23 protein-coding genes are annotated in these 23,019 nt (G+C 47.4%); 13 read left to right on the plus strand and 10 right to left on the minus strand.

Features of this window, described 5'->3' with window-relative positions; genetic code table 11:
• Positions 1-65: 65 nt before the first annotated feature.
• Positions 66-680: a T9SS type A sorting domain-containing protein gene (locus AC4BAP_RS04625; RefSeq protein WP_490581451.1), complete on the minus strand. Its 615-nt coding sequence runs from the start codon at positions 678-680 to the stop codon at positions 66-68.
• A gap of 573 nt (positions 681-1,253) precedes the next feature.
• Here AC4BAP_RS04625 and AC4BAP_RS04630 point away from each other — a divergent pair.
• Together AC4BAP_RS04630 and AC4BAP_RS04635 are read left to right on the plus strand one after the other, a co-directional pair.
• The gene (locus tag AC4BAP_RS04630; protein WP_490581452.1) at positions 1,254-2,684 is read left to right on the plus strand and encodes a T9SS type A sorting domain-containing protein; all 1,431 of its coding nucleotides are present in this window, start codon (positions 1,254-1,256) and stop codon (positions 2,682-2,684) included.
• Between the two features lie 122 nt (positions 2,685-2,806).
• Positions 2,807-3,385, plus strand: a complete 579-nt coding sequence (locus AC4BAP_RS04635; RefSeq protein ID WP_490581453.1) for a YceI family protein — start codon at positions 2,807-2,809, stop codon at positions 3,383-3,385.
• On the opposite strand, the gene AC4BAP_RS04640 is transcribed toward AC4BAP_RS04635, so the two are convergent.
• A complete protein-coding gene (locus AC4BAP_RS04640) occupies positions 3,382-4,131 on the minus strand; it encodes a biotin--[acetyl-CoA-carboxylase] ligase (RefSeq protein WP_490581454.1) in 750 nt (249 codons plus the stop codon). The genes AC4BAP_RS04635 and AC4BAP_RS04640 overlap by 4 nt on opposite strands.
• A gap of 51 nt (positions 4,132-4,182) precedes the next feature.
• Here AC4BAP_RS04640 and rsfS point away from each other — a divergent pair, with 51 nt between their 5' ends.
• The 5 genes from rsfS to AC4BAP_RS04665 all read left to right on the plus strand — a co-directional run bounded on the left by rsfS (position 4,183) and on the right by AC4BAP_RS04665 (position 8,975).
• Complete coding sequence (rsfS, locus tag AC4BAP_RS04645) at positions 4,183-4,557, plus strand: ribosome silencing factor (RefSeq protein ID WP_490581455.1); 375 nt, start codon at positions 4,183-4,185, stop codon at positions 4,555-4,557.
• Positions 4,558-4,618: 61 nt separating this feature from the next.
• Positions 4,619-6,745 carry an ATP-dependent zinc metalloprotease FtsH gene (gene ftsH / locus AC4BAP_RS04650; RefSeq protein WP_490581456.1) on the plus strand — a complete coding sequence of 709 codons (2,127 nt, stop codon included), beginning with the start codon at positions 4,619-4,621 and terminating at the stop codon, positions 6,743-6,745.
• An 8-nt stretch (positions 6,746-6,753) separates the two neighbouring features.
• The gene (locus AC4BAP_RS04655) at positions 6,754-7,407 is read left to right on the plus strand and encodes a LutC/YkgG family protein (RefSeq protein WP_490581457.1); all 654 of its coding nucleotides are present in this window, start codon (positions 6,754-6,756) and stop codon (positions 7,405-7,407) included.
• Entirely contained in the window at positions 7,391-8,161 is a 771-nt protein-coding gene (locus tag AC4BAP_RS04660; RefSeq protein WP_490581458.1) for a UDP-2,3-diacylglucosamine diphosphatase, read from the plus strand. The genes AC4BAP_RS04655 and AC4BAP_RS04660 overlap by 17 nt, the downstream gene beginning before the upstream one ends.
• Entirely contained in the window at positions 8,151-8,975 is an 825-nt protein-coding gene (locus tag AC4BAP_RS04665; RefSeq protein WP_490581459.1) for a hypothetical protein, read from the plus strand. Before AC4BAP_RS04660 ends, AC4BAP_RS04665 begins: the two co-directional genes overlap by 11 nt.
• A gap of 4 nt (positions 8,976-8,979) precedes the next feature.
• Here the strand turns inward: AC4BAP_RS04665 and AC4BAP_RS04670 are convergent, their stop codons facing one another.
• Positions 8,980-9,309: a DMT family transporter gene (locus AC4BAP_RS04670; RefSeq protein WP_490581460.1), complete on the minus strand. Its 330-nt coding sequence runs from the start codon at positions 9,307-9,309 to the stop codon at positions 8,980-8,982.
• Positions 9,310-9,411: 102 nt separating this feature from the next.
• On the opposite strand from AC4BAP_RS04670, the gene AC4BAP_RS04675 reads away from it, so the two are divergent.
• The gene (locus AC4BAP_RS04675) at positions 9,412-10,200 is read left to right on the plus strand and encodes a CPBP family intramembrane glutamic endopeptidase (RefSeq protein WP_490581461.1); all 789 of its coding nucleotides are present in this window, start codon (positions 9,412-9,414) and stop codon (positions 10,198-10,200) included.
• Here AC4BAP_RS04675 and AC4BAP_RS04680 read toward each other — a convergent pair.
• Positions 10,197-11,066, minus strand: coding sequence for a GNAT family N-acetyltransferase (locus tag AC4BAP_RS04680; protein WP_490581462.1), 870 nt, complete (start codon positions 11,064-11,066; stop codon positions 10,197-10,199). The genes AC4BAP_RS04675 and AC4BAP_RS04680 overlap by 4 nt on opposite strands.
• 168 nt (positions 11,067-11,234) lie before the next feature.
• On the opposite strand from AC4BAP_RS04680, the gene AC4BAP_RS04685 reads away from it, so the two are divergent.
• Entirely contained in the window at positions 11,235-12,392 is a 1,158-nt protein-coding gene (locus tag AC4BAP_RS04685; protein ID WP_490581463.1) for a zinc-dependent alcohol dehydrogenase, read from the plus strand.
• 39 nt (positions 12,393-12,431) lie between these two features.
• Here the strand turns inward: AC4BAP_RS04685 and AC4BAP_RS04690 are convergent, their stop codons facing one another.
• A complete protein-coding gene (locus AC4BAP_RS04690) occupies positions 12,432-13,463 on the minus strand; it encodes a hypothetical protein (RefSeq protein WP_490581464.1) in 1,032 nt (343 codons plus the stop codon).
• Positions 13,460-14,893 (minus strand): lipopolysaccharide biosynthesis protein, encoded by a 1,434-nt coding sequence (locus AC4BAP_RS04695; RefSeq protein WP_490581465.1) that lies wholly within the window; start codon positions 14,891-14,893, stop codon positions 13,460-13,462. Before AC4BAP_RS04695 ends, AC4BAP_RS04690 begins: the two co-directional genes overlap by 4 nt.
• A gap of 348 nt (positions 14,894-15,241) precedes the next feature.
• On the opposite strand from AC4BAP_RS04695, the gene AC4BAP_RS04700 reads away from it, so the two are divergent.
• From AC4BAP_RS04700 to AC4BAP_RS04710, 3 genes are all read left to right on the plus strand, one after another.
• Complete coding sequence (locus AC4BAP_RS04700; protein ID WP_490581627.1) at positions 15,242-16,702, plus strand: PSP1 domain-containing protein; 1,461 nt, start codon at positions 15,242-15,244, stop codon at positions 16,700-16,702.
• On the plus strand, positions 16,695-17,174 hold the full coding sequence (locus tag AC4BAP_RS04705; RefSeq protein WP_490581466.1) for a gliding motility lipoprotein GldH: 480 nt from the start codon (positions 16,695-16,697) through the stop codon (positions 17,172-17,174). Before AC4BAP_RS04700 ends, AC4BAP_RS04705 begins: the two co-directional genes overlap by 8 nt.
• Positions 17,175-17,361: 187 nt before the next feature.
• The gene (locus AC4BAP_RS04710) at positions 17,362-18,486 is read left to right on the plus strand and encodes an endonuclease/exonuclease/phosphatase family protein (RefSeq protein ID WP_490581467.1); all 1,125 of its coding nucleotides are present in this window, start codon (positions 17,362-17,364) and stop codon (positions 18,484-18,486) included.
• A gap of 49 nt (positions 18,487-18,535) precedes the next feature.
• Here the strand turns inward: AC4BAP_RS04710 and AC4BAP_RS04715 are convergent, their stop codons facing one another.
• The gene (locus AC4BAP_RS04715) at positions 18,536-18,727 is read right to left on the minus strand and encodes a cold-shock protein (RefSeq protein ID WP_490581468.1); all 192 of its coding nucleotides are present in this window, start codon (positions 18,725-18,727) and stop codon (positions 18,536-18,538) included.
• A gap of 446 nt (positions 18,728-19,173) precedes the next feature.
• The gene (locus tag AC4BAP_RS04720; protein WP_490581469.1) at positions 19,174-19,428 is read right to left on the minus strand and encodes a hypothetical protein; all 255 of its coding nucleotides are present in this window, start codon (positions 19,426-19,428) and stop codon (positions 19,174-19,176) included.
• Between the two features lie 40 nt (positions 19,429-19,468).
• On the opposite strand from AC4BAP_RS04720, the gene AC4BAP_RS04725 reads away from it, so the two are divergent.
• Positions 19,469-20,881 carry a hypothetical protein gene (locus AC4BAP_RS04725; protein ID WP_490581470.1) on the plus strand — a complete coding sequence of 471 codons (1,413 nt, stop codon included), beginning with the start codon at positions 19,469-19,471 and terminating at the stop codon, positions 20,879-20,881.
• 74 nt (positions 20,882-20,955) lie between these two features.
• Here AC4BAP_RS04725 and AC4BAP_RS04730 read toward each other — a convergent pair whose 3' ends face one another.
• Together AC4BAP_RS04730 and AC4BAP_RS04735 are read right to left on the minus strand one after the other, a co-directional pair.
• Entirely contained in the window at positions 20,956-21,831 is an 876-nt protein-coding gene (locus AC4BAP_RS04730; protein ID WP_490581471.1) for an SDR family oxidoreductase, read from the minus strand.
• Positions 21,832-21,924: 93 nt separating this feature from the next.
• Positions 21,925-22,773, minus strand: coding sequence for a hypothetical protein (locus AC4BAP_RS04735; RefSeq protein ID WP_490581472.1), 849 nt, complete (start codon positions 22,771-22,773; stop codon positions 21,925-21,927).
• Positions 22,774-23,019 lie beyond the last annotated feature (246 nt).

Genomic DNA, 23,019 nt, shown 5'->3' on the forward strand with positions numbered 1-23,019 from the left:
GGTTCGTAATGAAAAAAGCCGGCCTTAGGGCCGGCTTCGTATCTTTTGTATTAGCCAGAATGCACTTACTTTTGAAGCACAAGGCGCTTAGTTTCAACGGTTTTATCGTTTACCAGCAAGCTGTAAAAATAAATTCCTGAGGGCAGGCTGGTCATGTTAAGCTCCACCTCCAGTTTTTCGGCTGGCACCAGTTCATGCACGCTCAGCACTTTGCCTATTGTATTGGAGATCCGGATCTTATAGTTCTCCTGGGCACCTGGCAAGTTCAGCGAAAGCTTGGTGATCCCTCTTGAGGGGTTAGGATATGCGTTGATAGATGGCATTTGCTTGATTGCACGTACAGGAGCTACAGAAGCGAAAGAGGTCATACTTGCATTCACAAACATACTTTTCGCGGCCCTGTTCTCCACCACATGAAACTCCTGGCTTACTGCAGAGGCATATAGTTTAGAGCAGGTATGCTCTTCTTCGGTGCGCACAAATGCGGGTCTTGCGTTCTGGGCAGACACGCTCAGTTGCGAGCCTTTCTCCTGGATAAGCTTCCAGTTGGTGGCACCGCCTTTATATGTTGGTTCTACACCGTCATTCTCTGCTCTGCTATGGTTTGCACTAGCTGCAAAACCCAGCATATGAGAGCTGATCAGGGTAGCTATCAAAAACAGTTTTGTAAATTTTTTCATATAGCCGTCTCGGTTAAGATTTTAGTATCTACTCTGACATTCAACTCAAAGATAGTTGAAAATGCCAGAACTCTAAATATTATTTTTAAAATATTTGGCGAAGGCAAAGCCCTTTAAGCCCGCATCGCCTTCAGCATCTTTTCAAAAATGATGCCTGTTTAGGCCAAATGGTTGCAAGCCCCTGACAGATTTTCTTCCCAACAAAACACCCCTCCGGAAGCACAATTGAATTTTAACAACACATACACCCATTAATCAAATATTTATAAATACATATATTTATAAATCAGCTTAACAAACCCCATCTCTCTCACACCATTTACAAACCAACAACAAAGCCAAAACAAAGCCTTTTTATATCATCATCAAACCCAAGTGCAGTTTAAACATTGAATAATTAAATTATATTTATATATAAAAAATACAACATATAGAATACAACGCCGTAAACAGCAATTAAACAAAACCATGTTACAGCATTTGAAATAAATATACATGAAGCCCTTTTTACTAGTCACCCTGATTATAATGAGCCTGACTTGTTTACAGGCCAATGCAGATCCATCATGCACAATGGTTGATAAATGTTTTACATTTAAACTATTGGGCGCCACCCGTTTTGATAACAAGCAGGTTAAAATAACTTTCGCTGCCAGCATGACCTGCCAAAGCAAACTCGACTACATTGCATTCCAGTTACCAGATGGCTCACAGGCGGCAGCCCCATCAAACACAATGCAGCAGAACAATGATTACATTGTTAAGAATGGAAGGACAAACAACACTGGCCAGGACCAGATAAGCACCATTTTCAATGCCATACAGTTTAATGCCAAGAACACCGCCGGCATAAATAATGGCAAAGAAGACATTTTTGAGTTTTACCTTACAAATGAGGACTATGACAAACTCGTCATAAGCAGAATGATTGTAGAGGCAAAGACCAAAAATGGAACAATAGGCACAGCAACCTTTAACCTGAATACCTGCGCTCCGGTGTCAAACCCAAATCAGGCACCGCCAACTTCTTGCAGTATCAATGCAGGGAAAGCGGTTTTTGGATTCATAGACGCGATCCACTTAAATGATGGCACAACCATTGTTCGCTTTCTGCTGACAAACAACACGGCCGCAGAGGTTAGCAGCGTTCTGATAGAAACTCCCAATACACCTAAAACTATAGGTATTTTCTCTGACAACAACGGAAATTCTTACAAAGCGAAGTATACTTATACTGCCACAGCAGACCAGGCAACCGACGTAATCACTTTTCAGGCACAAAACACCAAAGGATATGCAAATGGCGAAAAGGACATCTTTGCCATTATAGTTCCAACAGACGTCTACAACCTGACTCCTTCTTTCAGTATAACGCTAAACGCCGGCACTAACTCCACCACAAAAAGCTTTAATACCAAAACCTGTGAGGAGAGTTCTGCCACCCCTCTGCCAGTTGAACTGGAGTCATTTGAGGGAAAGGCAACACAAAGCGGCATCGCCCTGGAGTGGACAACGGCATCGGAACGCAACAGCGCCACGTTTGAGGTAGAGCACAGCAAAGACGGTAAAACATTTGCCGCCATTGGCAAAATTGCAAGCCATGGCAACTCCAACACCAAGCAAAAGTATGGCTACCTGGACCGCAGGGCTTTGCCGGAAATAAATTACTATCGCCTGAAGCAGGTAGACCTGAACGGCACATTTGAATACAGCAAACTGATTGCGGTTAGCCAAAGAGCTGTATCAACACCCGAGTCAGTATCAGTTTACCCCAATCCGGCTTCGGGCAAAAATGTTACCATCGCTATAGATGGCTACAACACTGAAACAAAGGAAATAAGGATAGTGAACACCAACGGAAAGGAAGTGTTTAACAGAGCCATAACAACAGGCACAAACAGGCTTGATCTGGCACTGGATGAGATGAAACTTCCTTCCGGAATTTATCTTGTAAAAGTGGTTAGCAGCACCCAGACTGCCACTAAAAAATTGATAGTACCATAAGGAAAAAAGGCTAGGGTTTGAAAGCGGGGAGTCTTTAGTTAGGCTTCCCGCTTTTTTTAGTACAAATCCTGTAACTATTACCAGCAGGAGCAGTTCATATTAGTATAGACTACGCCACTTTTATGAAACTGATTTTTACGCTGGCGCTAACCTATTTGCTTTGCTGGCAGGTTAGCTTTGGACAGCAAAACATGTACACTGGCAATGGCCAGGTCACATTTTCCGCCGGAGTCCCGCTTGATTTGATTAAAGGCACTTCCCATGAGATAAAAGGAAGCATGAACCCGGAAACTGGTAAAGTATATTTTGAGATACCTGTAAAGTCGTTTCAGTTTGCTAACTCATTAATGCAAGAGCGCTTTAACGACAAATATATGCAAACCGACCGCCACCCAAAGGCCACCTTCAGCGGACAAGTGACCGGCATTAGCCAAGACAGCAAAGAAGTAACAGCAAATGGCACCCTCACCATACACGGGGTGCCCAGACGGAGAAGTATAAAAGGTAAATTGATCAGGCAAGGAGACACATTTATACTTCAGTCGCTGTTCGTTGTAAACACAAAAGACCACAACATAGAATCACCTAAACTGATCAGCGGATTTATGGCAGACGAGGTAAACGTAAACCTGGAGCTGCAGTTAACGCCTGAACATACCCCGACCAGGATGGTGACCCTATACCAGAAAAAGAAACGCTAAATCACAAAAGCGATCTCTTTAAAACCAAAGTAATGCAGCTGGCCCTCAATCTGAACGGCTAGCTGCCCTTCTTCATTTACGCCCATGATCATGCCATCAACCAGTTCGTTGTCCACCCGGTAAGTATAGGTTTCCTGGTAACGGTAAAGCGACTGCAGGTACTCATACTTTAGCTTTGCGGTTTTGCCGTTTCGTAGTTCCAGGTATCGCTTTTCCAGCAACTCCAGCAAACGGGCCGTAACCTGCTCAAGCTCCAAAGTATAACCGGTTTCCTTAGCAAGCGAGGTGGCCGTTGCAAACTCAAAGGCTAACTGGTTCACATTTAAACCAATCCCTACTATACTGTGTTGTAAAGTGAGGCTATTAATGGAATTTTCTATTAGAATCCCGCCAAGTTTTTTATCTTCAAAGTATAAATCGTTTGGCCACTTTACCTGGGCGTTGTGCAGCCCAAACTCATGCAACAGGTCTAGCACAGCCAGCGACACAGACATATTGAGGTAAAACTGATGCTTGACGGCCAGAAACTTTGGCTTAAGTATAACGGAAAGCGTTATATTTTTACCGGCCTCGGCCTCCCAGGTGTTGCCACGTTGTCCGCGTCCGGCGGTCTGGTGTGCCGTAATAACCGTACAGCCCTCTGTGGCTTCATTTTTGATAAGAAGCTGCTGGGCTTCGGTATTAGTGGAAGAGCAAGCCGGCAGAAAATATAGCTGCTGACCCATAAACAGCGTATTAGGCAACATACTTTAACCCAGAATTTAATACTTTTGTACATTCAAATTTAAGTATAGCAAATGAAAGAAACCAAGGTTGAGGCTAATTCAGACATATTGGCAGAACTAGTCGTGAAGGGAATGCAGGAGAAAAAAGCTTCCGATATTGTCGTAATCGACCTCAAATCTCTAAAGAATGCCGTATCTGATTACTTCGTGATAGCATCAGCCAACTCCGACACACAACTGGAGGCTATTGCCAACTCAATAGAGGAAGAGGTTTTTAAGGCAATAAGGCAAAACCCGTGGCAAAGTGAAGGCCGCATAAACAAAGAGTGGGTGCTACTGGACTATGTAGACGTAGTGGCCCATGTTTTCTTGAAGGACAAGCGTGAATTTTATGCACTGGAAGAACTTTGGGGCGACGCCAGCATAAAACACGTAGAGTCTGTCTAGTACATTTGGCCTGAACATTTGAAAGTGGCCAATGTTTACATACAACTGAAACTAAACATCAATGGCAGAAAATAACAAAAAAGGCAATAACAAAAAGAAAAAGCCGATCATCCCGAACACCCCGCCGCGCCCAACCATGCAGTTGTGGATGCTGGCCGTACTGATTCTGCTGATCTTCGGACTTACCTACCTCAACAAAAGCAACTCTTCTGTAGAGACGACACAGCCCGAGTTTGAGGAAATGTTGCTTAGCGGCGACGTTAAAAAACTGAATATCGTAAACGGCAAGACCGTGGAGGTATTCCTGAAAGAGGAGGCTGTAGAAAACGACAAGTATAAGCAGGACCTGACAGACCGCGGTACTTTCACCATGGACCAGGGACCGCACTACCACTTCCAGATCATCTCGGCTGAGTCTTTTAAAGAAGACCTGGACAAGCTGCAGGCCAATATCCCGAAAGAGCAACATGTGCCTTATAGCCTGGTAGACCGTACCGGGTTTGCGGATTTCTTCCTGCAATGGGGCTTCCTGATACTGCTTGTATTTGGTTTCTGGTTCCTGATGCGCCGTGTTACTTCGGGCGGTGCCGGTGGCCAGATCTTCAACATTGGCAAGTCTAAAGCAGCCCTTTTCGACGCTGAGAACAAGGTTAAGATCACGTTTAAGGATGTGGCTGGCCTGGAGGAGGCAAAAGAAGAGGTGCAGGAGATCGTGGAATTCCTGAAAAACCCATCTAAGTTTACCATACTTGGCGGTAAAATACCGAAAGGCGCTTTGCTTGTAGGCCCTCCGGGCACTGGTAAAACATTGCTTGCCAAGGCTGTAGCCGGCGAGGCCGATGTACCTTTCTTCTCGCTTTCAGGCTCCGACTTTGTGGAGATGTTTGTGGGTGTGGGTGCAGCGCGTGTACGCGACCTGTTTAAGCAAGCCAAGGCAAAGGCGCCGTGTATCATCTTTATAGATGAGATCGATGCGATTGGCCGTCATCGTAGCCGTGGCACAACGCCAGGCGGTAACGATGAGCGTGAGAATACCCTGAACTCCCTGCTTGTGGAAATGGACGGTTTCGCCACTGACTCAGGTGTAATTATACTTGCAGCCACCAACCGCCCTGACACACTGGACTCTGCCCTGCTGCGCCCTGGCCGTTTTGACCGCCAGATCAGCATTGACAAGCCTGATATTGTAGGCCGTACCGAGATCTTTAAAGTACACCTGAAGCCGCTTACATTGGCAGAGGATGTGGATGCCAAGAAACTGGCAGCTCAGACACCTGGCTTTGCCGGTGCCGAGATAGCCAACGTTTGTAACGAAGCTGCCCTTATCGCGGCGCGTCGCAATAAAAAGGCAGTAGACCAGCAGGACTTCAACGATGCAGTTGACCGTGTGATCGGTGGCTTGGAGAAAAAGAACAAGATCATTTCTCCGGAAGAGAAGAAAATTGTGGCTTACCACGAGGCTGGCCATGCTATTGCGGGTTGGTTCCTGGAGCACGCCGATCCGTTGGTAAAAGTAAGTATAGTACCGCGTGGTGTGGCCGCTTTAGGTTACGCGCAGTACCTGCCAAAAGAGCAGTTTCTGTATACTACTGAGCAGCTGATAGACGAAATGTGCATGGCCCTTGGCGGACGTGCCGCCGAAGATATTGTATTCGGCAAGATCTCTACGGGTGCTCTGAGCGACCTGGAGCGCATCACGAAAATGGCGTACAGCATTGTGACCATGTATGGCATGAATCCTAAGATCGGTAATGTGTCGTTCTACGATTCGAAACAGTCTGAGATGACATTTAGCAAGCCATACTCTGAGGCCACTGCCCAGACCATTGACGAAGAGGTGCGTACCCTGATCAGTGCAGCCTATGAGCGTACAAAAGCGCTGTTAATGGAGAAAGGTCAGGAGCTTGAGATTGTTGCCAAAGAGTTGCTTGAGAAAGAGATCCTGTTCCAGAACGACCTGGAGCGTTTGGTTGGCAAGCGTCCGTTTGAGGCCCTGACCACGTACCAGGCACATACTACTGGCACTGACCGTAGCGAAACCAAGAGTGAGGTGGAGCAAAAGCACCCACAGGAACGCGGATCGACTCAGGAGCCTGAGCAGGAGGAGAACCCGATGCCTGACACACCGCTGAAGGGCAATGGCAACTCTGAGGTTGAACAGGACAATGTAAATTCCAGAACAGCTTAGACACAAGCATGTACGAAGCAAAATCAAAAGAAATAGTTTTAAGAAGAGTAAGAGAGGCGCTGGCTAAGTCGGCGCCTTTTCTGCCTCCTACCCCGGATTTCACTTCTCCGCTGCACACACCCATAGCACTGGAAGATCTGTCGGTGGTATTTGCTGAGAACTTTATTAAAAACGCAGGGGTGTTTATTTACTGCGATAACGAAGAGGCTTTTTTTGACCAGCTGTACATTTACAAAAAGGAGCAGAAAATCCAGCACCTGTATGTATGGGAGCCTAACCTGCAAAATGCGCTGCATCATGCCGGCATTGAGTTCTCTGCAGACCAGGAAAATTTTGTGCGCGACGCAGAGGCCAGCCTTACCACCTGCGAGTCGTTGATCACCCGCACGGGAAGTATAATGGTTAGCTCCGCCAATGCCGGGGGCCGCCGCCTGAGCATATACCCGCCCACGCACATAGTGGTGGCAAAAGCCAGTCAACTGGTACCCGATATCAAAGACGGCCTACAGCGTGTGCGCGACAAGTATAAAGAGAACTTCCCTTCTATGGTATCGTTGGTGAGTGGCCCAAGCCGCACCGCCGACATCGAGAAAACTTTGGTAATGGGTGCACATGGCCCAAAACAGCTAGTACTTTTCCTGATTGATGACCTTCCGCATTAACAAGTTAGAAGCAGGTAAAAAAGTATACTTTGCCTCCGATTTCCATTTAGGCGTACCCTCGGCCGAAGCCAGCCTTGCCCGCGAGAAAAAGATCGTGAAGTGGCTGGAGATGGCTCGGCAGGATGCTGCTGCCATACTTTTACTGGGCGATATTTTCGATTTCTGGTTCGAGTACAGGCATGCCATCCCCAAAGGCTTTATCAGGTTACAGGGCAAACTGGCCGAGATCACAGACGCAGGCATTCCGGTGTACTTTTTCACGGGGAACCATGATATGTGGATGTTCGACTACTTTCCGAAAGAACTTAACATACCCATACTCCGCGACCCGATCTCGACAAGTATAAACGGCCATACTTTTTACATTGGGCACGGCGATGGCCTGGGCCCCGGCGACCATACTTATAAAGTGCTGAAGCGCGTGTTTAACAACAAGGCCTGCCAGTGGCTTTTTGCACGCCTTCACCCAAACCTGGGCATAGGCGTAGCCAATATGTGGTCCAGGAAAAGCCGTATCAGCAATGTAAAAAAGGATGAACAATTTTTAGGAGAGGATGAATGGCTGGTACAATACTGCAAAGATGTAGAAGCCACAAAGCACCACGACTTTTACGTATTCGGCCACAGGCATCTGCCCTTGGATATACCCATAACCGAGCAAAGCCGCTACCTGAACCTGGGAGAATGGGTCAATTTTTGCACGTATGGCGTATACGACGGAGATAAGTTTGAACTGAAGACCTTTGAAGGCTAAAAACCACATAGCTATACTTTTGCTGGCGCTGCTTATGGCAGCCGGAACGGCATTAGCGCAGGACACACTCAAACCTGTCGCTTTAAAGTATAGCCATAGTATAGCTGCTTCCTCCCCCACTACTATCTCCAAAGATCGCAACGGCAATGTGTATTTTCTGGCACCTAACCGCAGCCTGCTCCGCGTCGATTCTCTGGGCAACCCGTTAGGCACTTTCTCTCCGCCAACGCGTGGCCGCATTGCCAGCATCGACGCCTGGAACCCCATGAAGATATTGCTGTTTTATGAAGACAGGCAGGAGTTGTTTCTGTTGGACCGGTTTCTGCGCCCCATCGGCAACGCCACGCTGCAAGACATTAATTACCGTGGCACTGCCAAAGCCGCCGCCCTTGCCTCTGATGATGGTTTCTGGCTTTTTGACGAGACCAACCTTACCCTGAGCAAACTGAACATACAACTGCGTAAAGTAACCATCGAAACTCCGCTAAACCTGATACTGGAAAAAGAGCGCTTTAATGTGAAGCAGTTGCGAGAGTACCAGAATATGGTCTACCTGCTGGATGACAACGGGATCTTTGTGTTTGACAACCTGGGGAATTACAAGCGCAAGCTGCCGATAACAGGCGTGAATTATATGGGGTTTCTTAACAACGAGTTATACTTTGTGCAGAACGGCGCACTACATTTTGTAGACCTTTATACCTCCCAGAAGCGTACTTTGCCCCTGCCTAAACCCTATGTAACGGCTTTGGCAAGCGATGGGCAGCTGTACCTTTTCAGCACCAGGGCCCTGGATGTTTACACGCTGCGTTAAGCCGTTACTTTGCCCCGGAGAATACCTTTAGTCCTACTACACCAACAATGATCAGGAGTATGCAGAATATGCGGACCGCATCGCGTGGTTCGTTTAAAAATACAATGCCAAGTATAGCCGTGCCGGCAGCACCAATGCCTGTCCAGATAGCGTAGGCTGTGCCGAGTGGCAGGTGTTTCATGGCTTGGGCCAGCAACACAAAGCTCAGGATCATAACGGCCACGGTGATGATGCTCACGCCAATTTTTGTAAAGCCATCGCTGTACTTCAACCCAAAGGCCCAGCCTATTTCACAAATGCCTGCCAGTATCAGGTATACCCACGCTGTATTCATATCTAATAGAGATTACACAACAAAGGTAGGCACATATGCCAAAACGCATGCACAGAATCTTGCAGGAAAGTATAACTTTGCCCTACGCCACCAAAATAAACTATGCACGCAACCACATCAGGCACAAATAAAAGCATGCTCAGCATCGCAGCCGGTTTTTTAGTTCTTTTTGCAGTGTATCACTCTCACGAGTTTTACCAGTCCATGACAGTGTCGGCTGTTGCCATGCTGGCATTTGTACCGCTAAGCTATGCTGTTGCCAGGGCACAAAAACTGGAAGGTTTGCAGAGTTGGGGCCTGGGCCTGCAGCACCAATGGTGGACGAAACTTATACTTGGTCTTGCCTTAGGTGTGTGCTTTGTAGGCCTGTCAACGGTAATTTCTATCTATTTAGAGTTTGAGCGTGTTACAGAAGTGCCGGGACCAGCTGTTTTCCTCCAAAAGATCTGGTGGATCATTTTCATGACTTTCTGGCCTTCGCTGGCGGAAGATATACTAACGAGGGGTTATCTGTTCAAACACTTTGCTCATCGGGTGCCTTCCTTTGCATGGATACTTTTATCGGCAGTAGTGTATGTTTTAAATCACATCTGGCGCCTCACAGACCATGTTTCTGTGCTTACCTACCTGTTTATACTTGGCCTTGTACTGGCAACCGCCATGCAGCTAACCAGATCGCTGTGGCTGACTTTAGGAATACACTGGGCTGCCAATATTGTATATTACATCACAGTAGACATCTACCCCACAGCTGCAACAGGAGCACCTCATGCAAGCACCTGGGTTCTGGCAGCCTCATACTTGGTGCTGTTCTGCGTTTTGCTCTGTGCCCTGGTCCTGCAGAAACGCAGCCATGTCCATCAACTTTCTCCAACCCCTGAGGTGGCCTAGATTACCGGCATCTGCATTTCGTACTGCTGCAGTATGGGTTTAAAATAGCGCTGTTTCAGGAAAGATATTACGCCTGCTCCCGCTGTATCTACGTTAATGCACAGCAATACCGGGGCCTGTACCAGTTTTACGGCCTCACGTAAAAGCGCCGACCCAATGCCTTGATTTCTGTAACTGTGCGCAACTGCCAACTGTGCCACAGCGCCGCTTCCCGGGAATACCACCATGTAACCACAAATCGCATTATTCTGATCTCGGGCCTCCAGCACTACATTGTCGTTGCGGCTTCTTTTTATAGCAAGTATGGAGTTTTGCCAGGTTGGAGTAATGTCCCAAAAATGCTGGTATACTTTCCAGTCTGGTTTGGTGGCTTTGCCAATTGTAATGTTCTCTGGAGTGTCTGCCTCTAAAAGCAGTTCTTCTTTTTTTACCCGGAAGCAGTCCAGTGAGCGGGTGGTTTGCATGCCAACCTGCTGGTAACTTTTAAGGGCAGGGGTGTTTTCTTTTATCACCTCCAGCAGGCAAGACTCCACCCCGCTCTCACGCAGCTTGGGCAACAGAAAAGTATAAAGTTGCTGCGTAAGGCCGTTGCCTCTATAAGCAGGCAGCACACCGGTGCCGGCATTATAGGCTGTTGGCAACCCCTGCCACTCCCCTAAGCCGGTAAGTATAAACCCAGCCATCTTGTCCCCGTCAAAAGCAGCTACACAAAACTCAGGCAAAATACCTTCTCGCTGTAGTTTAGCCCTGAACTGCTCAGTGTCCAGTTGTAGCGGTACTATGTAATCTGCGAAGGCATTTAAGAAAGTCTGGTGCAGTAGCGGCATCTCCTGCGCGCTTAAAAAGGAAAATCTGAAGTCGGGCATAGTTTATTTTCTAACAAAGCCTGTTTACGGATGAATATACACAATATGCCAATTATAACTGATTTTTCATGATTGCGAACATCAACCACATAACCCGTTATCGCTTACACCGTTACTAATTCTATTTACCGGCCATAACTGGCTGTGCAACAATATTATACTTATACTATGAAAGCACTTGTATTTCACAAAATCAACGATGTCAGCGTTGAAACCGTTGACGACCCACGCATAGAAGAGAGCCGCGACGCCATTATCCGGGTAACCTCCACAGCCATCTGCGGCTCAGACCTGCACATACTTGATGGATTTGTGCCACAACTGAAAGACATGGTTCTGGGCCACGAGTTTATGGGCATTGTAGAAGAGGTGGGTCCGGGAGTAACGAACCTGAAGAAAGGTGACCGTGTGGTAGTACCTTTTCCTATCGCCTGCGGCACCTGCTACTTCTGTACCCACCAATGGCCTACCCAATGCGAAAACTCCAATCCGATGTATGGCCCTGATGGCGGATTTTTGTCTGAGAAAGGGGCTGCGCTTTTTGGCTACACCGATTTGTATGGCGGTTATAATGGCGGCCAGGCGGAGTATGTACGGGTGCCTTTCGCGGATTACGGTCCACGCCTGGTGCCAGACGAACTGACTGACGAGCAAGTACTTTTCCTGACGGACATTTTCCCGACCGGATGGGCAGCTGCTGATTGGGGCAGAATTAAAGGTGGCGAGACCGTAGCCATTTTTGGCGCCGGGCCTGTTGGCATTATGGCTGCAAAATCGGCGTGGCTGATGGGGGCTGGCAGGGTTGTGAACATAGATGTGCAGCAATACCGCCTGGACATGGCCCGCAAAGCCGCCAACTCCGAATCCATACTTTGGCAAGACCAGGACCAGGTAGTAGAGATGATACGCAGCATGACCGAAGGCCGTGGTGCAGATGTGTGTATCGATGCAGTGGGAATGGAAGCCGAACGCAGTTTCCTGGATAAGGCCAAAGCTGTGATAAATGTTGAGAAAGGAACCCCCAAGGTGCTGGAGACGTGCTTAAGAGCTGTGCGCCGTGCGGGCATTGTAAGTGTGGTGGGGGTGTATGGTTCTGCGTTTGATAACTTCCCGATCTACCGCTGGTTTGATAAGGGCGTAACGCTTATGGGCACCCAGGCACCTGTGCAAGTATACATTGATCACTTAATGAAACTGGTACAGGAGGGCAAGGTAAGACTCGACGACATCATCACGCATACATTGCCTTTAGACCAGGCCGCACATGGCTATGAGATATTCAAAAAGAAGGAGGATAACTGTGTGAAGGTGGTGTTGAAGCCGTAGGACCAGATTATACTGTAGGCAAACATGGTTCATGTTTGCCTACAGAAACTCCACATATCTTTTATATACAGGAGGCAGGCTTTTTATCCTTGCCTTATAGTTGCTGCTCCTTTCACCAATAAAGCGGGCAAAAGAATATACTTTTTTACCACAGAAACCAGCATACAAACCTACAGAACTCAGAAAAACATAGAAAGTAACGTCATTTGCCTTATTTGCCGCAACTAGCTCTAGTATACAGTCCGGGTCTAACTCTGTCACTTTAACATCTCCCCTATACTTTTCAACCAGATTTCTGATTGCAGCCAGGTATACCGGGTTTGCAAACTGTTCAGGGTGATATTTAATACATATGCTACTAATACCTTTTCTCTGGAAATACGAGAACATATCCTTTAAAGCCTGTGCAAACTCCTCCTTAGAAACAGAGCCATATTCGTACAAAGCATCTAACGCAAGTATATGCTCTTCCACATTGCTCGCAAAACTCCCCTGCACCAACACATCATCAAGTATAACTCTGTTCCTAAACTCAGGAAATGACTCGCTGCTTATGCCATAAACAGCTGTATAGTCTTCTGAAAAAAACTGCGGGTAATCAGATAGCCTGCCAAAGAAGTTAAGGTACTTCAGGGCTTTGTAGAATGCTGTAGCTTTTCCGCTGGGGCAGATTTCAGTATTAATTTTGCTCTGAGTATAGTAAGAGTATAAACCCTCTTCCAGAAAGCTGTAACCGGCACAACCCCTGTGCGACATAAAGAGCTGAATAAAGGCTATACCTGTCTGGTTAGTGTAAAGGTGAAATTGCTCTCCTGGAGTAAGTTTGTGTACAAACGCGTCAAAAGCGCCTAGCTTTCCCCAGCTTTTCCAGAATTTCCGCTTTACAGCAAAAGAATTTACCGGATGATGGGTAAAGGGCAATTCGACAGAGTTGATCTCTCTGGAAAGTATGGGCTTAAAACCTCTTCCCAGCAAAAAAACGCAGTCTCTCTTGCTTAGCTTATTATACTCTATAAGCTTGATAGCTACCAGGTATGTAATAGCGCTATGTATATAGAACAGATGCTTCAAACCTCCGCTGTTTTGTTGACCCGATTTTTATACACTAAACCACCATATAGCCCCACCATCATCAAAAGCACAGTAAGTATAACTTTATAAACCTGATCGGTATTGGCTAGTGCGAAAACGATGATTAAGGCTGCTATGGTAGCCAATAACCAAAGCCATGGGTAATAGTTAATTTCTGCCGCCTCTTTATATTCCTTTAAAGTATAGCCAGAGTATCCCATGTACATAAGTGCTAAAAACGTGGTAACTGCCGCCGCCTCAATGCCAAAAAACGGTACCAGAATTATGTTGAGGACCACGTTGCCCACACCTGCCACAGAAGATATCTTCCAGAAAGCCCTGGTTTTTTCATGGTATGCCAAAAGATTGATAACCGCCAGGTACATAGGGCGGTAGTTATACCCCATCAGCATAATTATTGCCAGCGGATACGCTTTCTGAAGTTCTCTGTTCCGGATCAGAAGTATAAATAATTCTTTCATCCAGAGGCACAATACAAAGGTTGTGGCTAAAAACAGCGCTTGCAGCAGAAAAGTCATACTACGCGCCTGCCTTGCTGCCTGTGGGTTTTCCTTCGAAGTCGAGTAAAACTGCAGGTAAAACGGTGAGGCGGCCTGCACCACAGCGTTTGAGGCCGCCATAAAGTATAAACCAAAGCTGGAGGCAATATTATACAAACCTATGCGGGGCACTGGCACTTTCAAAATATCCAGCACCAGCCTGTCCGAGGTATCCAACAGGAAGAAAGAGAAATGATGAGGGATAACAGGCAGGGAGATTTGCAGAGAGTTTTTAATCCGCTTCCACTTAAAGTTGAAGATTGGCCACATCTTTTCACGGAAGTATAAAGGATAGCCGTAAAGTATAAACCCTACAAGCGCTCCGGCCGCATTGGCATAAAACCAGCCCATATAGCCCATCTTCAGGTAGGCAATAGTATAAATGTTTAAGCCCACCGAAATCAGGCCTACCACAAAAGACCGTACCGCCACAGGCAAAGGACGCTGCGATATCTGGAACAGCATCATTGCCTGAAACTCAGTTACCCCAAACAGTACGGGAGGCAACACATTCAACGCGAGCAGTTCCCAGCGGTTTTCCCTGGCCTCGGCTGGCATGCCCCACCACAGCACAGCGCCAATTATAAAACCATACAGCACCCCCCACCCCGATAAAAAACCGTGCAGCTGCCGCCACACCCATTTGTAGCGTTTCGGGTTTCTGGCATAACTGTTTACCATTACCGTAGACAGCCCCAGGGAGTGCACCGTATTAAGGGCAACTACATAGGCTGTTATTACCCCGGCCACGCCATAGTCCAGAGAGCTTAGGTAGGGGGTAATAATGGGTAAAGCCAGAATTCCTGCCACGCGGGGCACCTGTGCCGCGAGTCCATAAACAGCCGCATGTGACAGTAGTTTCCGAAACATCGCTTAAAATTATACTTTAATTCCAAGCCTTTCCCTACACCTGCATATTTTTCGTAATTTACTTTCTGATTCTTATTTGTCTCAACCCCTGGTAATGAGACATCAGCCTAAACCGGCTTGTTGTACTTTTAGGAGGAGGAAAAGCAAAAGCTTAAAATTTTAGTATATTTGTTAATTAACTGAAATAGAAAACAAGAATAGCCTGGCTATTTATAAGGAGATATAAAAGTGGGATGTAGTTCATGTTCTAGTGGCGGATGCGGCACCAAACCAGGTGGCTGCAAAAGCAACGGCGGCTGTAGCACAGGTGGCTGCAACCGTTTAAACGTGTTCGACTGGCTCAGTGACATGGAGTTACCGATGTCGTTTGAGGAGTTTGACATTGTTGAGATAAGATTTAAAGGAGGTCGCAAAGACTTTTACAGAAATACAGAAAGGCTTGACCTGACAACCGGCGACGCCGTGGTGGTGGATGTGCCAAACGGCCACCATATTGGCTTTGTATCGCTTAAGGGGGAGTTGGTGCGCCTGCAGATGATGAAGAAAAAAGTAGATAACAACGAAGAGATTCGGAGTATCTACCGCATTGCCAACGAAAAGGACATGGAGAAGTTTAACGAGGTAAGAGACCTCGAAGGAACTACCATGTACCGCAGCCGTGAGATCATTCAGCAGCTGGGCCTTAAAATGAAGCTCTCTGATGTGGAGTATCAGGCCGATAAAAGCAAAGCGACTTTTTATTACTCTGCAGATGACCGTGTAGACTTCCGTGACCTGATCCGAAAGTTGGCAGAGGAGTTCAAGGTGCGTATCGAGATGCGCCAGATAAGCCTGCGCCACGAGGCCGGCCGCTTAGGCGGCATAGGTTCGTGTGGCCGTGAGCTTTGCTGCTCCACCTGGCTCACCGATTTCAAAAGCGTGTCTACTACAGCAGCGCGTTACCAAAACCTGTCTCTTAACCCAAGTAAGCTATCCGGCCAGTGCGGGCGTTTAAAGTGCTGCCTTAACTATGAGCTTGAGACGTACATGGATGCCCTGAAGGATATCCCGACAGTGAACAGGCCATTGCAGACCAAACTAGGCGATGCTGTGCTTCAGAAAACGGATATCTTTAAGCGCATGATGTGGTTCGGCTACAAAGGCGACAATAACTGGTATGCGGTGCCGGTAGAGCGTGTGCAGGAGATACAGGAACAGAATGCTAAGGGCATAATAGTAGAAGCACTGCTGCTGGAGCCGATTGAGGAGCCAAAACAAAACGAGTTTGTAGCGCAGGTAGAGGGTAACCTGGAGCGACTGGACGACAAGTTCAAGAGCAAGAAAAAGAAAAAGAAGAAAAAGAAGAAAAAACCATCCTCTGAAACGGCACAACCTGAGCAGGCAACTGCCGAATCTGCCAGACAGCCGAAGGCCAGACCAGATGCACAGTCATCTCAGCCTGATAGAGCTGAGCAGACTGAGCAGGGCCAAAAGCCTCGTAAGAAGAAGCCTTTCAAAAACAAAAATAAGAACAGGGAAGACCGTGGCCCTCAGGACCAGGAGCAACGTGCACCAAGAGAGCCGAGAGAACCAAAAGAGCCTCGTGAGCAACGTGAGCCTAGAGGTGAACAGCGCGAAGGCAGACCTCCGAGAGAAAAACGCGAAGGCAGGCCACCTCGTCAGCCTAGACCTGAAGGACAGACCGGATCGCCTGTTGCTGAGAAGCAGGAAGGTGGAGGCCCTGACCAAAGACCAAAGAAGCGCAGAAAGCCGTTCAGAGGTAAAAAATCAGACAAAGACACAAGTAAACCACCGCGCAACGATGCATAAAGTACTGACATTTTGGGCTGTGTGCTGTGTGCTGTTACTGTGCAGCTGCGACCCTGGCCGTGTGTACGAGCAGAATGTAGACCTGCCTGAGGGAAGCTGGTATATAGACAATGCCCCTGTGTTCGAATTTGAGATTCAGGATACTACGAAAGCGTATGATGTATACTTTAATGTGCGCTATGACCTTGAGTATGATTTTTACAACCTATACCTGCGGCACCAGCTTATAGGACCTGATGGTAAAGAGCTGTCTTCAAAACTGCACGAGTTATTGCTGATGGACGCAAAGACTGGTAAGCCACTTGGACAGGGTTCCAGCGACACTTTTGACCTGCAGGCACTCGCACTGGATGATATCAGGTTTAGTACGCCGGGCAAGTATAAGTTAAAATTAACCCAATACATGCGCCGCGACCCGCTGCCGCATATACAGGCCATTGGAGTGCGCGTTTCTGAAAACGCCTCAGAATAAATACATTACAAATAAAAGCAGAAGCCCGGCACATATTTTATGTACCGGGCTTCTGCTTTTATACCTGGTTTGCGTAGCTATATGTATGGTTCGTTACCTGCCAGGCACAGTACTGTTGCAGTGGTAACAAAACATACATAGTATAAGTATTGTCTAGCACGCAGTTTAAGAAAGCACCTATAATAACATGAGATCAGCTCTGATCATATTCGGATTTATTTTTACCCTTTTTTCGTTTCTCCCCCTTATTAAATCACCGCTGTGGTGGATAAGGGTACTAGACTTTCCACGCTTTCACGTTTCCATTATTTTATCGGGCATACTTGCTGCATACCTGATAATGTTTGGGGCTCAGGATACTAAAGAGATCGTAATGCTGTCTGTCTGGCTCCTGGCAATCCTGAATGAGATCCGGTATGTTTTCTGGTTTACCCCAATCGCTAAAGTAGAGGCACTTAGAAGTAAGGAAAAACACCCGGACAATGCCTTTACGCTGATGATCGCCAATGTGCGGCAGGCAAACAAACACCACCAAAAGTTTAAAGAACTTGTACTGAAGGAGAACCCGGACATGCTTATCATGAACGAACCGGATGAGGCCTGGCACGAAAGCGTCCGGAAAGAATTTGACAGGCTCTTCCCGCATTCTATCAAAAAACCGCTCGAGAATACCTATGGCATGCTGTTCTGGAGTAAGTTTAAACTCCACGACAGCGAGATCAGGTTTTTGGTGGAAGACGACATACCTTCTTTTTATACTGTTATTGAGTTACCCAGCGGTAAGAAGTTCGATTTATTTACAGTGCACCCGCAGCCTCCGCGTTTTATGCTGAACACAGAGCCCCGCGAAGCTGAACTGCTGATTGTTGCAAAGCAGGCAAAAAAGACAAAGTATGCATCGGTTGTGGCCGGAGACCTGAACGATGTGGCTTGGTCGAGGACCACAAAACTATTTAAGAAGATTAGTGGTATGATCGACCCACGTGTGGGACGCGGCTTCTACAATACTTACAACGCGCTTATACCTGTATTCCGTTACCCCCTCGACCACGTGTTCTATGATCCGGATTTCAGGTTGCTTAGCTTGAGAAGGCTGAGTAAGTTTGGTTCAGACCACTTCCCGATTGCCATCAGCCTGAATTACGAACCTTCCAACGGCCATGAGCAGGAATCTCCGAAAGCAGATGCTGAAGAAAAACACGAGGCTGAAGAACTGATAGAAGAAGGCCTGGAGAAAGGCGAAGAACGCAGTAATGAAAACAAGGAGAACGGGGAACAGAAACACACAGAAAAAAACCCGCTCAGCAACTGAGCGGGTTAAAATAGATGAATGATGCCTTTCGGCAGTATATTTCTACAACTTAGATTTTCTCTACGTTGATTGCATTCAATCCTTTTTTGCCATCCTTAACCTCGAAAGATACACGGTCATTCTCACGGATCTCGTGTACCAGACCAGTCTGATGCACAAAGATGTCCTGATTAGTGTCATCAGCGATGATGAAACCGAAACCTTTAGATACGTTAAAGAACTTTACTTTACCTGTCTTCATTATGAAATAAATTTATTAATAAAGCAAAGGTACATAATACTTTCAATTTTACTAATACCTCTAAAAAATAATAATCATAACAACATCAATCAGTTACAAGCCATACTTTCTTCCAGCTGCTGTAATATTCCGGTTTCAGCAACTGTATTTATCCGAGGTAAAGGCATTCGCTTGTCACTATTTATACTTCTTCCTGAATAAGTACTGTAGCGCCTGATCTCACAATAGTTAAGCATCAATATAGCAATAACCAACTACCGTATGGTTCGTATAGCTAAAACGTTCAGTCACATTAAATAGCGGCACTTTAACTAAAATTCAAGATGAATGCTTCAGTATCAAAACCTGCAGCAGCCGTTCTTTGACGTGGTTGTACGAACCAAGCAGCAAACTTAATTTTTAACAATAATCAAGGAGATCAGAACTATGAAAGACACTGAGAAAAATCAGAGCTCGAACCAATCATCAAACCTTTCGGGCGGATCATCCAGCACCCCGACATCATCTACATCCACTAATACATCCTTAGGAAGCAGCACCCCTAGTGCTTCCAGCGGCTCATCAAAGAGCGGTAAATCATCAAGCGGTACTTCCTCCAAGTCATCTACCACCAAAGCAAGTACTTCTAAAGCATCAAGCGCCAAATCTTCCGGCTCAACTAGTGGCAAATCTTCCGAAACTGCATCAGGCAAGTCATCCACAAAGTCAACAGGTTCTTCGTCGTCTACTCAGCAGAGCGGCATGAACCAGAGTTCAGACACTGGCGGTTATGGCTCTATGAGCAGCGGCTCTCAGCAGGAGTTCCAGAGCCAGGGCAAATACGGCGACCAAAGCGGCTATGGCAGCCAGGGAGGCTATGGCTATGGCTCGCAGCATGGTAACTATGGAGGCCAGAGCGGCTATGGGTATCAGGGCGACTATGGCTCTTCTTCGCAAGAACGTGGTAGCCAGGGCGGCTATGGCGGTCAGAGTGGTTATGGTTCTTCGCAGGGCATGCAGGGTGGCTATGGCTCACAGTCAGGCCAAGGCATGTCTGGCAGCAGCTACGGACAGGGTGGCTCTTACGGCTCTTCAGGTGGCTACAACTATGGCAACCAGGGAGGTATGGAAGGCAACCGAATGCGTGCACAGGACCAATGGTCTAACGATATGTATGGCAGCCGCGGCGGTATGCAGGGTAGCTACCAGGACCGTGAAGGCGACATGCAAGGTGGCTACGGTGTTATGAATGACCAGGGCGGCATGGGCCGTTACAACCAGCAAGGCAATTACGGCAGCCAGCGATCACAGGGCGGTTACGGCTCTCAATCTAACTATGGTTCTTCGTCGCAGAGTTTTGGCGGCCAGGGAGGCTATGGTTCTTCAAGAGGTAGTGAGTATGGCAGCCAAAGATCACAGGGCGGCTATCAGCAAAACTACGGCCAGGGCGACTATGGCCAGCGTGGCAGTGGCTACGGCCAGCAGCGCAGCAGCGGTTATGGCCAAAGCAACTATGGCGGCGGTTATAGTGGCGGCTATGGCAGTGGACAGCAGGAGTCTGGCTTCTCAGGTTCTTCCAGATCAGGCAGCCAGGGCGGCTACGGCGACAGAGACCGTTACGGCTCAATGGGCTATGGTTCCTCTAGAGGCATGAGTGAATACGACAGAGATGACCGCGGCTCACAAAGAGGTTGGGATTCTCAGAGCTCAATGCAGGGTGGCTATGGCAGCCAGGGCGGTTACGGCTCAAGAGGCGGATCTTACAACGATGAGTACCGCTCCGGCAGACATGGCTCGCAGGGCAGTGACTACGGACAAAGTGGCTGGGGCCGCGACCGTGAAAGAGGCGGCTACGGCGACAGCAACTACAGCCGTGGCATGAGCGGTGGCTATGGCTATGGCTCAGGCAGCGATAGAGACAGAGACAGAGGTGGATATAGCTCTGGATACAGCTCAGGTGGTTATGAGCAGGGAGGCCGTGGCAGCGACCAAAGCCGTTACGGGTCTATGGATAGCGGCACATCGTATTACAGCGACAATCGCGGGTCCAGTTCACGTGAGAACTACAGAGGCTATGGTAGCGGTGACTACGGCTCATCATCAGGCTCTGACCACGACAGAGACCGTCACGAAAGCCGTCGGAGCGATCGTTACCGTAACCTGGACAGAGACTAGTTATAAAATCTATAGCTAATACAAAAGGCCACTCCAGCAATTGGGGTGGCCTTTTAATTTATGCTGCAAAACTATCAGACAAAACACTCCTTGTAATCATGCGCAAACTGCCTGAAAGAATGTGGCTTCTTATCCGTAACTGCCTGTACCGAATCAAAGACCTCACCGGAGTTACCAGACTTGTACACGCTGTACAACTCCATCATCGCGTCGGCCATCCATTCCGGCGTGCCTTGCGCTATCATGCTTTTGCGGGCAGCATCGGCTGGCACATCTACAAACTCTACTTTCTTACCAGTCTCTTCGCTTAAAATCTTTGCCACTTCTTTGTTAGAGATAGCATCCGGACCCGTAAGTTCGTATGCCTTTCCTTCGTGGCCCTCGCCGGTAAGCGCCTCTACCCCTACCGCGGCAATATCACGCACATCAATATAACCGATCTTACCATTGCCGGTTGGCATGTATATCTTGCCGTCGCGCTTTATACTTTCTGCGTTGAAGTTCACAAAGTTCTGCATAAAAGAAGATGGCCTCAGGAAAGTATAGGCGATCCCACTGTCCTCGATGTATTTCTCGATCTCGCGGTGCCAGCGGCCGAGTTGTATACTTGGCTCTGAGTCTGCGCCCATAGCCGATAGCTTTACGATGTGCTTCACGCCTGCTTTCCTGGCTTCATCTACCAGTGTTTTGGCCATGTGCACCTGGTCTTTTACAAATGGCGTGATCATAAAAACTTTATCTACGTGGGTAAAGGCGGCATGCAGCGACTCCCGGTCTTCAAAATCCATTTCTACAATTTCCACTTCTGGCAATCTCTTCAGGTTCTCCCCTTTTATGATAGAGTGTACCCCGGCACGCACCCGTATGTCACCGTCGTGCATAGACAGTTGCTTTACTACCTCCCGCCCCACGGTACCCGTTGCACCGGTTACTAATATCGTTGTATGCATAGTTTTATTCTGTTGTTGGGTCTACTTTATACTACGGTTTTTTAACTGTTCGTGATGGTAAATTCAACACTATGGCTGCTAAGCCACACATTTTCAACGCGTTTTCCGCATAACTTTAAACAGCTTTCCGCCTTCGTTTGTTAAAAGTAATTCTGATGGGGAAGTATAAAGCAGCGCCTCTGCCTGGCCTGTTCTGCCAAGTGGTATGCAATAGTGCTTTCCGGAAAGGTTTATAGCCCCGTTCTGTACCTCAAACAAGTATAGCCTGCCGTAGCCCAGCACAGCAAACTGCTTCCCATCCGGCGATATATCGGCAGCCGAAACCATGGCATTTACATTTAGTTGCTCCTGCAGGTTGGCTGTATACTTACCCGGGGTGGCCGGCAAGGTGTAGAGTTTCAGTTTTTTATGTTTGCCACGGCTTTTGGTGAACAGGTAGAGCGAGTCCTGGTGGTAAAAGAACGCTTCCAGGTCAAAGTGCAGGTTATCTTCAGTGGGCGGAAAGGCATTCTGGTCTTCCAGGTTAAATTCAATTTCTCCCTCCAAAGTATAATCCTGCCTGTTTATCTTGTAAATGCGCAGGTCTTTCCGGTTGTTGGCATTATTCCCAAAATCGCCGATGTACAAGTGGGTGGTATCTTCGGCCAGGTCTTCCCAATCAGAGTTTTTAAGGTGCGGCAATGGTATGGTATCCAATAATTCGCCGCTTTTGTTGATGTTATACAACATAGCAGGATTGTTACCGTCGGGGTGTGTCCAGATTGTGTTATCTGATGCATTTGCCAGACCAGAACTTTCGAGAACACGCCTGTCCATCCTGCCAACCCGCTCCAGTTTATACTTTATCTCAGGCTTTTCAAACCCACTGTTTCGCCTGTCGGGCGCGCAGCCGCAGAAGGTTGACTGCAGGTAAATGTAGAGTGTGAATAATTTGATTAGCAAAACCGATGAAGTTAAAAAGTTAGAGAGTTTGGGAGTTAGAGTGTTAGAGATTGATATTAAGCTTTACTTTGTTTTGCCACATTATGTCTAAACTTATGTCTTTTTATCATATGCAAATTATAAAACTCAAGTTGCGATTAACCCACTCCTAAGAGCTGCGCTCGCTAGCAAAAAAAAAACGCTCGTTTTGGCTAGTCCAGAGGAGGTTAATTTTGCTCGTGCATGTAATTCCCCTCTTGAGAGGGG

Source organism: Pontibacter sp. GD7 (genome assembly GCF_058216375.1).